An 11,209-nucleotide genomic window follows, 5' to 3' on the forward strand; every position below is an offset into this window, starting at 1 on the left:
GGATACAAAATGAAATCTATTTTTATTGTTCGTAAGCCTCTTGCGTGGTGCGCAGGGGCTTGTTTAATTGTGGCTGCATTGGCGGGGTGTGAACCTGCTAATAATGACGCGCCGGTTAAAGGTGCTTCGCCTGTAAAGGCGGCCGAGCCAACAGTAACGCTGTTTAACGACGATTGGCATTACTTGCAAAATAATGCGCAAGATATCGCGGAAATTTCGCAAAGCAAAAAATGGCAGCATGTAAATATACCTCACACGTGGAACGCTACCGATACCGTCGACGCCGAACCAGGCTACCGACGCAATGCTAGTTGGTACAAAAAGGAGTTTGCGGCAGGCCAAGCCTCGCGTTATGTGCTGTATTTTGAAGGCGCAAATATGGAAACGCAGGTGTATATAAATGGCCAATTAGCAGGTGAGCACATTGGAGGCTATTTAGGGTTCGATATAGAGCTAACACCTTGGTTAAAGAAAAATGCGAAAAATACTTTATTAGTAAGGGTGAGCAACGCTTACAACCCGCACTTAATACCCTCACAGAAGGCAGATTTTTTTATACATGGCGGAATAACGCGTGATGTATGGTTAAAAGCGTTGCCCGAAACCTATATAGATCGCCTTCAAATCGACACACCTACAGTTTCAGAATCCACCGCGCAAACCCGCGTACGCGCTTTGTTAAATGTAGGTGCCGCGTCGACGCAAGGGCTTACGCTAAGTGCCGAGTTGAAATCACCTAACGGCAGCGTAGTTTTGTCTGCGAGTAATATCCAGGTGGCGGCTAACAACGAGGTGGAAATTGTATTTAAAGATATTGCCAACCCACAGTTGTGGTCTGTCGATACCCCAAATTTGTACACCATGCAGGTGGCGTTGCGCGATAGTGATAACAAAATTATTCACGAGGTAAATGAAAAATTTGGTTACCGTTGGTTTGAAATGCGAGCAGGGCAGGGCTTCTTTGTAAACGGTAAGCGTATGCTTATTCGTGGTACCCATAGGCATGAAGAGTCTGCCGGTGTGGGCGCAGCCATTACAAATGAAATGCACCGCGCCGATATGCAACAAATTAAAGATATGGGAGCAAATTTTGTGCGTCTTGCCCATTATCCGCAAGACCCTGAAGTTTACCGAGCTGCAGATGAATTAGGTTTGGTGTTGTGGGATGAACTGCCTTGGTGCCGGGGTGGTAAAGGTGGCGAAGAGTGGGAGAAAAACACAGAGTCGTACCTTAAACGTCAAATTGCGCAAAACCGTAATCACGCGAGTATTGCGTTTTGGTCGCTGGGTAACGAGATGTATTGGGAAGAAGACTTCCCAGGCGGTGGCAACGATGACGCAGTACTTGAATATGTAAAAAAACTTAACGCAATTGCTAAGGCTGCGGATTCTTCGCGCTTAACAACCTTGCGTAAGTTTTACCCTGCCGCAAAAGTGGTTGATGCATTTTCGCCTTCTATTTGGGCTGGTTGGTATGGTGGTGCCTACGGACAATATGAAGAAGCCATTCGCGCAGCGATGAAGGATTATCCTGCCTTTTTACATATGGAATACGGAGGCTCTAGTCATGCGGGACGCCACACAGAAACACCAACCGGTAAAGAAGGTATTATTGGTGCGCAGGTTTCTGTAGAAGAGGCGATGAATCAAGCTGTGGTAAAAAGCGTCGCGAAAGATAGCGATTGGAATGAAAATTACATGGTCGATTTATTTGATTGGCATTTGCATGTGTCTGAATCGGTCGAAGGTTTTGCAGGCAATGCTCAATGGGCTATGAAAGACTTTGGTACGCCTTTGCGTCCTGAAAACCCCATACCCTACGTGAATCAAAAGGGGTTATTGGATAGGAATGGTCACCCCAAAGATGCTTACTATGTGTTTGCAAGCTACTGGTCCGATAAACCTTTCTGTTATATCGAGTCTAAAACATGGACTCATCGCCAAGGGCCGAAAGAGGGGAGAGATGTTACGGTTTACTGTAATACTCACACCGCAGAGCTTTTCTTGAATGGCAACAGTTTAGGTGTAAAACAGCGCGATCCTCAGCGTTTTCCCGCGGGCGGTTTAGTGTGGAAGGTGCCATTTAAAGCTGGCGTAAACCATTTGCGCGTTGAAGGTATTATTGACGATGTAAAAGTGCACGATAAGCTAGATGTTACCTATTTAATTGGTGAGCACGGTAAGCTGGATTCGATAAAACTAAGTGCTAAACCGCTGGACTCTGGCAATATTCTTATTGAAGCCGAGGCTTTAGATAGTGCTGGTAATCGTGTACTGAATTATTCTGAGCGCGCGTATTTCTTTAATGTTGGCGAACAGGGGCAATTGATAGAGAATCAAGGTACCCCTAATGGCAGCAGTATTATCGAAATGGCCAGTGGTTACGCTGCAATTGAATTTATTCCTGGTGATAAACCCAGCGTCATTGAATTCAGAAATCAAAATGTAAAAGGGGTGTATTTAAACGTTGATGCGAAGCAGTAACTGCTTTGCAATGGGGTTTAATTTGAGCACCCATATTAGGCGAGTAAAATCAGAGATAAAAAAGCCCCAGCTAAATAGTTAGTTGGGGCTTTTTATTTGTACTGTAGAATCTTTATAGGTTAAATGCCCTCAAGGCTTTTGGTTCGTTCATTCATTTGTTGCTGTACAGCTTTGGCGTCATCGACTAATTTTTTTACTTTTTCTGGGCTATATATGTTGCCGCTAAAGTCCGGCCCTTGTGGAGTATCGGTTTCCCCTGCAATGGTGGGCTCCTCTTTAATGCCTTGTATGAGGTTTACATTCGGGTCTACTTCCATTTTTACGGCAGATTCTGCAGGGTTGGGTGGCGGCTCGGAGGAGTAGTGGACTACCCCGTTTGCGTCAGTCCATTTATATGCGGTGGTTTTCCCCTCGGCAAAAGTCGGTAAGCTGGGGCTAGAAAAGCTAGGTAGGCTTTCTGTAGAGAAAGGCAGCTTCCCTGTCATTATATACATCATGTAGTTCGAGGCCCCAAGGGCCAGCACCACAACCACAACACACTTAAATATCAGCTTTTTCACTGCTGTAAATCTCCATTTCAACTAGTCTTATTACGCCATTATACCCATGCTTTAGGTTTAGTGTTTTAGCTAATGCCTAAAAGTGTTTAAGCGGAAGGGCGCAACCTTAAAGGTTGTAAAAGTGTAGCAAGAAAAAGCCATTGCAAGTTAATCACAGTTGCCCTATGTTCTTGCCCATGACTGAATCTACTTATCTTCTAGCCGAGCGTTTAGGCCAGCTTTTACGTGGGCCAAAACACACCGTAACTACCGCAGAGTCTTGTACTGGCGGGGGTATTGGGCAGGCAATTACTCTGGTGCCGGGCAGTTCGGCTTGGTTTGAGGCGGGTTATATAACCTATAGCAATCGTATAAAATCTAAGCTTTTAGGTGTGCCTTCAGCATTAATCGAGGCCCATGGTGCGGTGAGTGAGCCGGTGGTCTTGGCAATGGCGGCAGGGGCTATACAGCACTCGGCGGCCAATTATGCGGTAGCTGTAAGTGGGGTAGCTGGGCCAGATGGCGGCACCCCGAATAAGCCCGTGGGCACCGTGTGCTTTGCCTGGGGCGCTGCAGATACTCTGCAGGCTGCAACCGTGCACTTTGAGGGCGATAGGCACGATGTGCGCGAGCAAAGTGTAAACTTTGCGTTGCTAAAATTGATTCACCTGTGTGAGCAAAGTTAAATTTTACTGTATAAAAAACTATTACTGTTTGCGTGTACAGTATTTTTGTCGTATTCTTTCCTCAGTCGCAACCAATTGGGTTGCAGCGCAATGCGCAAAACGGGGTTTAAGGGTAGGTGAGACGGGATGTTTTCAGCTGCCAAGATTATATTTTAAAGGGGTTAGTTATGGATGCCAGTAAATCAAAAGCGTTAGAAGCTGCACTTTCTCAAATTGATCGCCAGTTCGGTAAGGGCACGGTTATGCGCCTTGGCGATAAAGGCAGAGAAAAAATGCCTGCTATTTCAACCGGTTCACTCGGTTTAGATGTGGCCTTAGGTATAGGTGGCTTGCCCAAAGGACGTATTGTTGAGATTTACGGCCCTGAATCTTCAGGTAAAACCACGCTAACCCTTCAAGTTATTGCAGAAGCGCAGCGCCAAGGTGGCACTTGTGCTTTCGTTGATGCCGAGCATGCACTAGACCCTGTATACGCCGAAAAGCTTGGTGTAAATGTAGACGACCTAATTATTTCTCAGCCAGATAACGGTGAACAGGCCTTAGAAGTTGCCGATATGTTGGTTCGTTCTGGCGCTGTAGATGTGCTTGTTGTCGACTCCGTGGCGGCGCTTACTCCCAAGGCCGAAATCGAAGGCGATATGGGCGACCACCACGTTGGTTTGCAAGCGCGATTAATGTCGCAAGCACTGCGAAAAATTACGGGCAACATTAAAAACGCTAACTGTTTAGCAATTTTTATTAACCAAATTCGTATGAAGATTGGTGTGATGTTCGGCAACCCAGAAACCACTACCGGTGGTAACGCGCTGAAGTTCTACTCTTCGGTTCGTTTAGATATCCGTCGCATTGGCTCAGTTAAAGAGGGCGATGAGGTTGTTGGCTCGGATACGCGCGTTAAAGTTGTTAAAAATAAAGTTGCGCCACCCTTTAAGCAAGCCGAGTTTCAAATTTTGTATGGTCAGGGCATAAACCGCTTGGGCGAGATTGTAGACTTTGGTGTTAAGCTTGGTTTAATTGATAAAGCTGGTGCTTGGTATAGCTATAACGGCGATAAAATTGGCCAGGGTAAAGCAAATGCTATGCAATACCTTCGCGATAACAAAGAAGTTGCCGAGTTCTTAGAGCAAAAAATAAAGGCGGAATTACTGGGCGATATTAAGCCTGTAGCTAAAGAAGGCGCTGAAGTTGAAGAAGAGAGCGCAGAGCAGGAGTAATTCTGTTCTCGCTATATTAACCTCTTTAGTTTTTCTATTTGTATGGATTACCCCTCTGTTAAAAATGCTGCGCTAGGCCTATTGGCCAGGCGCGAGCACAGCGAGTATGAGTTACGCACTAAACTCAAGCAAAAATTCCCCGTTGATGAAGAGCTTCTAAATACACTTGTAGGCGAATTGGTTGGCTTAAATTACCTAAGTGATGAGCGCTTTGCTGAAATGTATGTGCGTGTTCGCCAGTCAAAAGGCTTTGGTCGCGAGCGAGTAATGCGTGATCTACAAGAAAAGGGCATTTCTAGCGAACTTGCGTCTAACTGTATTGAGCAAATCGACACTTGGTTAGAAACTGCCACACACGTATGGCAAAAGAAATTTGGTGTGCCGGCAGAAGACTACAAAAGCAGAATGAAACAAATGCAGTTTTTGCGCTATAGAGGCTTTACACACCAAGAAGCAGAGCGGGTAGTGGCCGGCTGTACATTTGAATAGCAATTACGGGGTGCTTACTCCTTTCTAAGCCCAACCTAGTACCTTTCTTATACAGTGTTTTCAAAAAACACCTTCAAATAGTATCCTCATCATCCAAAAACGAAACCTCATTACTAGAGAGCTCAGAGCGCAGCCTTTCTCTTTTTAGCAGCTTCTGCTGCACTGGCTCTGGCAGCTCTGTAAATAAAATAACCTGTTTGTTCACTAGTAAATAAATTAAGTCCTCCGTAACCCTTGCTATTTCCCTGTCAGAGTTTTGTAGCTCTTTAAGTACAGCGTCGTCTTCGCCTTTGTTTAAAAAAGCGACTACTTCGTGATTGTCAGCGGGCAAACGCTCCTCATCGCCTGTGCGAGGCGCATCTAAAAGCTCGGTAATGTTGCCTTGGCTATCTCTTTTTATATAGGGCATATCAGATACATCTATACTGGTGGTTGGTTGATATAAGAATAGCAGTATCTAAACTGTATGTAGGGTTGCGTTTGGGTGGAATTTTGACCAGTGTGACTTGTGTGGTCTCTGGCGACATTAAAATTGAATGTTTATACAGTTTTACATTTATACTTGGCGGCCTTTGTTACACTGGTTGAAACAAGCGTTTACGCCAAACGGAATTGCCTAACGCGTTAATATATGGCTGTATTTAAAGCTGTGTGAAGGCAAAATGCACTTTTTACTGTGGGGCTAAAGCTTGGATAAAACAGAAGACACTGTCGGTTCAAAAGACCCTCTTTTACTGTCGTTGATGGCTATTGCTCGCTATGAGCACGTCGCTTGTTCAGACACCATGCTTGTGTCTGGGTTGCCATTGCATGAAGGCCGTCTTACGCCAGAGTTGCTAGTTCGCGCTGCAAGTCGCATAGATATGAAAGCATCGGTGGTTGAACGCACTATCGATCAAATATCCAACTTGGTATTGCCCGCCATACTTATTCTTAAAGACAACCAAGCATTGGTGTTGTTAGATATTGCAGATAACAACTCTGTCGCACAGGTATATTGCCCCGAGCAGGATGCTGAACAAGAAATATCCATTCCCGACTTACTCCAGCAATACACAGGCTTAGCCATATATATAAAGCCCGAAACCCATTACGAAGCCCGCGCTCTTCACGATATAGCACCTAAGAAAGCACACTGGTTTTGGGGGACGCTAAGCCATAGCTGGCGAATTTACCGCGATGTATTGGTGGCTTCATTTCTAATTAACCTCTTTGCGCTTGCGAACCCGCTGTTTGTAATGAATGTGTACGATCGGGTGGTACCCAATAATGCAATCGAGACGTTGTGGGTGCTAGCACTTGGTGTATCAGTTGTTTACATTTTTGATTACATCTTAAAAACGTTACGGGTGCATTTTATAGAGGTGGCGGGTAAAAAGTCGGATGTACTGCTGTCAGCGTATATTTTTGAGCGAGTGCTTGGCGCGAAGTATGATCAGCATCCTCCTTCTGTAGGGGCTTTTACTGGGCAGCTGCGCGATTTTGATTCTGTAAGAAACTTTATTACTGCAACGTCGGTTACCGCGTTTGTCGACTTGCCCTTTACCGTGCTCTTTTTGGTGGTTATCGGCTATTTGGGCGGCCCAATCGTATGGATTCCCATAGTAATTATTCCACTTATTATTATTTTTTCCTTGGTCGTGCAGGCCATGCTCAATAAAGCGGTTGCCAACACCTTTGTCGCATCCGCCCAAAAAAATGCCACTATGGTGGAAGCTATTACTAATTTGTCGTTGGTTAAGGTGTTGAACGCCGAGGGCAAAATACTGCGCAACCTAGAAAAGGCTGTTGGGTTGTTGGCTTATTGGGGTGTTAAAACCCGCGTGCTTTCTAATAGCGCGACTGGCTTTGCTGGTTTTATGCAGCAAATGGCTTCTGTTTTGGTGGTTATTGTTGGTGTGTATTTAATTAGCGCCGGCGAATTAACCATGGGTGGTTTAATTGCATGTGTGTTGCTAACCACGCGTTCTCTTATGCCTTTAGCGCAGGTAGCTGGCTTATTGGTTCAATTCCAGCAGTCGAAAATGGCGTTAACCTCACTTGAAGAGATTGTAAATAGGCAGCAAGAGCGGCCAAACGACAGACACTTTATAAAACGTATTAAATTGCAGGGTAATGTGGAGTTTAAAGGGGTGAACTTTGTTTACCCTGGCGATGATCAGCCAACACTCAAAGATGTAAGCTTTTCGTTAAAAGAGGGGGAGAAGGTAGCGTTAATTGGTCGATTGGGGTCTGGTAAATCGACAATGAATAATTTAATAGCTGGTTTATATCAGCCTACCAGTGGTGCCATTCTTATTGATGGCATAGATATTAAGCAAATAGACCCCGCAGAGCTGCGAGCCAATCTTGGTTATGTCCCTCAAGATAGCTCTTTATTCTATGGCTCAATAAAAGACAACATTGCTTATCGCGATGTATACGTTGACGATCAAGAGATCATCCGCGTGGCAGAAGTGGCTGGTGTATCTGCATTTAGTAATCTTCATCCCCATGGTTTGGCTCGAATGATAGGCGAGCGTGGAGACAATTTATCCGGCGGTCAGAGGCAGGCGATATCTATTGCGCGAGGCTTGGTGAATAGCCCTGCATTGGTGCTTTTAGATGAGCCTACATCTGCAATGGATAATGCGAGTGAAGCCAAGTTAATGGAAAACCTTAAAGAAGAGCTGGCCGATAAAACGGTAATAATGGTTACTCATAAAACGTCATTGCTTCGATTGGTAGACAGGGTAATAGTAATGGATAGTGGCCGCATAGTTGCCGATGGTCCGAAAGATACCGTGTTAGAAGCACTTAAAAAGGGGCAGGTCCGTGTCAGCTAAAAAAAGACTTGGCTCAGTATTTCAATCCATTGCCGATATGGCCGCCAATAGCGTGGACTCTCCTCTGCCGCCAGCCGATTTAGATTACATTACATCTGCTAGAGCTGCGGTTTTAGAGCAGAGTCCAAAGGGCGGGCGTTACGTACTGTGGGCGGTGGTTGTGTTTTTTGTTGTTACTGTGCTCTGGGCCAGTTGGGCGGAGCTAGATGAGTTTGCGCGCGGTGAAGGGAAAGTTATTCCATCTCAGTATGTTCAGGTTGTACAAAACTTGGAAGGCGGAATTCTTGCAGAGCTTTATGTGCGTGAAGGGGAGCGGGTCGCGCGAGGTGAAAAATTATTGCGCATTGACGACACGCAGTTTGCTTCTAGCTTGCGTGAGGCGGGTGTAACGCTGGCGCAATGGGAGCTTAAATCTATGCGCTTGCGGGCGGAATCTAACGGTGAAGCATTTAAACCCGAGATAAAAAAAGGCTGGCCGCAATTTCTTGTGGATCAAGAGCTAGCGTATTACCAATCGCGTCAACAAGAGTTGGCAGGTAATAAAGAAATCTACGATCAGCAACTTACTCAGCGCAAACAGGAGTTAGCCGAGCTAGAGGCAAGAAAAGAACAGTTACAGCGCAGTTACAATTTGCTGAATCAAGAGTTGCAAATGACTCGGCCGCTAGTTAGTCAAGGGGCTATTTCCGAAGTGGAATTATTGCGATTAGAGCGACAAGTGAACGATTTACTTGGCGAGCTAGAGGCGGCACAGCTTGCTATTCCTAGGGTTAAGTCAAGCCTAGATGAAGCGAAAGAAAAGCTGGCGAGTGTGGATATTGTATTTAGACGAGAGGCCCAAGAGGAGCTTAATAAAGTCACTCTCGAATTGTCTCGCTTACAAGAAACGTCGGAAGCGTTAGTCGATAGGGTAAAGCGTACAATGGTGATATCGCCTGTAGCAGGTACGGTCAAGCAATTGCTTGTCAAAACGATAGGCGGAGTGATCCAGCCTGGCATGGATATCGTAGAAATTGTACCCAGCGAAGAAATAATGTTGGTTGAGGCAAGGGTTCGACCAGCAGATATTGGCTATTTGCACCCAGGGCAAAAAGCCAAAGTGAAGTTTTCTGCTTATGATTTTTCCGTAATGGGGGGGCTAGATGGAGAGGTTGTCCATATCAGCCCAGACACCATTCAAGACGAAGATGGCGATAGTTTTTATCTCGTACGTATCGAAACCAGCAGAACATTCATTGGCCCAGACGGTAGAGAGCTACCAATTATCCCTGGAATGACGGTAAGTGTTGATATTTTGACCGGTAAAAAGACAATTTTAGATTACCTGTTAAAGCCCATCTTAAAAACTAAGCAGCTTGCAATGAGTGAACGATAGTGTGGGCTTGGTTTCCTCTATTTTGGTACTTAAGTGCTAACAGGTTCTCTTTTCTGCTATAGTTTGCGCAGATAGATGATAAAGTTGGCGCGTATAGTAACTTTTGTGTGGTAGTTAAGCGTTTTTTGCCTCTTAAAGGTATAAAAACGCTTGGAATGCCTTGTTTTTCTTAGATTTATAGCAAAAGTGTTGCTATAGGCAAGGGTTAGTATAAAATTTACGCATATGTGACGCGCGTCACATTGCTGCATCTATCTTAAATATGGACTGAGTGAAATAAATGAATAAACGCAGTTTGATTGTTGGACTGCTATGGCTTGGCTTGGTATCGGGGGATATCCAAGCGCTTACACTAGAAGAAGCTGTGGCGTACACATTGGAGTCAAACCCAGAGGTTTTGGCTGCATTGAATGAATATAAGTCGCGTGAGCATGAAGTTACTCAAGCGAAAGCGGGGTATTTACCCAGAGTTTCTGTGTCTGCCGCTGTGGGGCAAGAGCAACGCAAAGCGCCTGCTACTGGTAATGAGAGTGTTGAGCTAGATAGAAAAGAACTAGCTATTCAGGCTCGTCAAACAGTGTTTGACGGTTTTGCAACCTCGGCAGAAGTTAAGCGTCAACGGGCACGAGTTGAAGCAGCTGAATTCGAACTGCAAGCGGTATCTGGTAACACTGCTTTGCGCGCTGCAGAAGTGTATTTGAATGTGTTGCGTCATGCAGAACTGTTGGATTTGGCAAGAGACTCCCTTTGGGAGCACCAAAATATTTATGACCAAATGAAGCTGCGCAGTGAGACAGGTGTTGGTAGTAAGGCGGATCTTGATCAAATTGCTGCGCGGTTGGCGTTAGCTAATGCAAATATGATAGTTGCTCAAAACAATTTTGCGGATGCGCAGAGTAATTATCAGCGTGTTATAGGCTTGTTTCCAAATTTGGAAAACATGAGTAAGCCAGCTGCTACTGAAGATTTGTTGCGCACGCGAGAAAAGGCTGTGCAGCAGGCGCTTGAGAATCATCCGACGTTAAAAGCGGCGATTGCGGATGTTACCGCTGCGCAGGCTCAATATAAGGGGGCGAGTAGTGCACTGTGGCCGCGCCTAGAATTGGAAGCCGACAAGCGTTGGGATGAAAACGTAGGTGGTATAGAAGGCGAAGATGAGGATTTTGTTGTATCGCTTCGGCTTAGTTACGATTTATTTGCTGGCGGCGCTAATCGTGCCCGTAAAAAGCAAACTGCTGTTTTGATTTCTGAAGCGAAAGATATTCGCAATAATTCAAGGCGACAGGTAATCGAAAGTATGGAGCTTTCGTGGAATGCGTATGACGCGCTTAAAGCGCAGAAAGTGTTTTTAGAACAGCACGTAGAAGCTGCTAAAGCGACAAAAACGGCCTATGCCAAGCAGTTTAATATTGGCCGTCGCACATTATTAGATTTACTCAACACCGAGAATGAAGTGGTCGATTCGAAACGAGCACTTATTAACGCCGACTATGATCAGTTGCATGCGGTATATCGTATTTACAATGCATCTGGCTCTATGTTGGCAGCTCTTGGTATAGCGTTAGACAGTTAATTATACCGCGTAAAAAACGCGATT

The 11,209-nt window shown here is 45.3% G+C and carries 9 protein-coding genes; 7 read left to right on the forward strand and 2 right to left on the reverse strand.

Annotation, left to right across the window (positions count from 1 at the left end; translation table 11 throughout):
- The first annotated feature begins 9 nt into the window (after positions 1–9).
- Complete coding sequence (locus SDE_RS06735) at positions 10–2,484, forward strand: glycoside hydrolase family 2 protein (RefSeq protein WP_011467767.1); 2,475 nt, start codon at positions 10–12, stop codon at positions 2,482–2,484.
- 119 nt (positions 2,485–2,603) lie between these two features.
- Here the strand turns inward: SDE_RS06735 and SDE_RS06740 are convergent, their stop codons facing one another.
- Positions 2,604–3,044, reverse strand: a complete 441-nt coding sequence (locus SDE_RS06740; protein ID WP_011467768.1) for a DUF4124 domain-containing protein — start codon at positions 3,042–3,044, stop codon at positions 2,604–2,606.
- A 176-nt stretch (positions 3,045–3,220) separates the two neighbouring features.
- Between SDE_RS06740 and SDE_RS06745 the strand changes: the two genes are divergently transcribed.
- The 3 genes from SDE_RS06745 (at position 3,221) to SDE_RS06755 (ending at position 5,412) form a co-directional block, all read left to right on the forward strand.
- Complete coding sequence (locus SDE_RS06745; RefSeq protein ID WP_083762957.1) at positions 3,221–3,709, forward strand: CinA family protein; 489 nt, start codon at positions 3,221–3,223, stop codon at positions 3,707–3,709.
- A gap of 167 nt (positions 3,710–3,876) precedes the next feature.
- On the forward strand, positions 3,877–4,923 hold the full coding sequence (gene recA, locus SDE_RS06750; protein ID WP_011467770.1) for a recombinase RecA: 1,047 nt from the start codon (positions 3,877–3,879) through the stop codon (positions 4,921–4,923).
- A 42-nt stretch (positions 4,924–4,965) separates the two neighbouring features.
- Complete coding sequence (locus SDE_RS06755) at positions 4,966–5,412, forward strand: regulatory protein RecX (protein ID WP_011467771.1); 447 nt, start codon at positions 4,966–4,968, stop codon at positions 5,410–5,412.
- Positions 5,413–5,485: 73 nt separating this feature from the next.
- Here the strand turns inward: SDE_RS06755 and SDE_RS06760 are convergent, their stop codons facing one another.
- A complete protein-coding gene (locus SDE_RS06760) occupies positions 5,486–5,821 on the reverse strand; it encodes a hypothetical protein (protein ID WP_011467772.1) in 336 nt (111 codons plus the stop codon).
- Positions 5,822–6,101: 280 nt separating this feature from the next.
- Between SDE_RS06760 and SDE_RS06765 the strand changes: the two genes are divergently transcribed.
- From SDE_RS06765 to SDE_RS06775, 3 genes are all read left to right on the forward strand, one after another.
- A complete protein-coding gene (locus tag SDE_RS06765) occupies positions 6,102–8,237 on the forward strand; it encodes a type I secretion system permease/ATPase (protein ID WP_011467773.1) in 2,136 nt (711 codons plus the stop codon).
- A complete protein-coding gene (locus SDE_RS06770; protein WP_011467774.1) occupies positions 8,227–9,612 on the forward strand; it encodes an HlyD family type I secretion periplasmic adaptor subunit in 1,386 nt (461 codons plus the stop codon). Before SDE_RS06765 ends, SDE_RS06770 begins: the two co-directional genes overlap by 11 nt.
- A 280-nt stretch (positions 9,613–9,892) precedes the next feature.
- On the forward strand, positions 9,893–11,185 hold the full coding sequence (locus SDE_RS06775) for a TolC family outer membrane protein (RefSeq protein ID WP_011467775.1): 1,293 nt from the start codon (positions 9,893–9,895) through the stop codon (positions 11,183–11,185).
- Positions 11,186–11,209: the final 24 nt, after the last annotated feature.

Source organism: Saccharophagus degradans 2-40 (assembly GCF_000013665.1).
GTDB classification, from domain to species: Bacteria; Pseudomonadota; Gammaproteobacteria; order Pseudomonadales; family Cellvibrionaceae; genus Saccharophagus; species Saccharophagus degradans.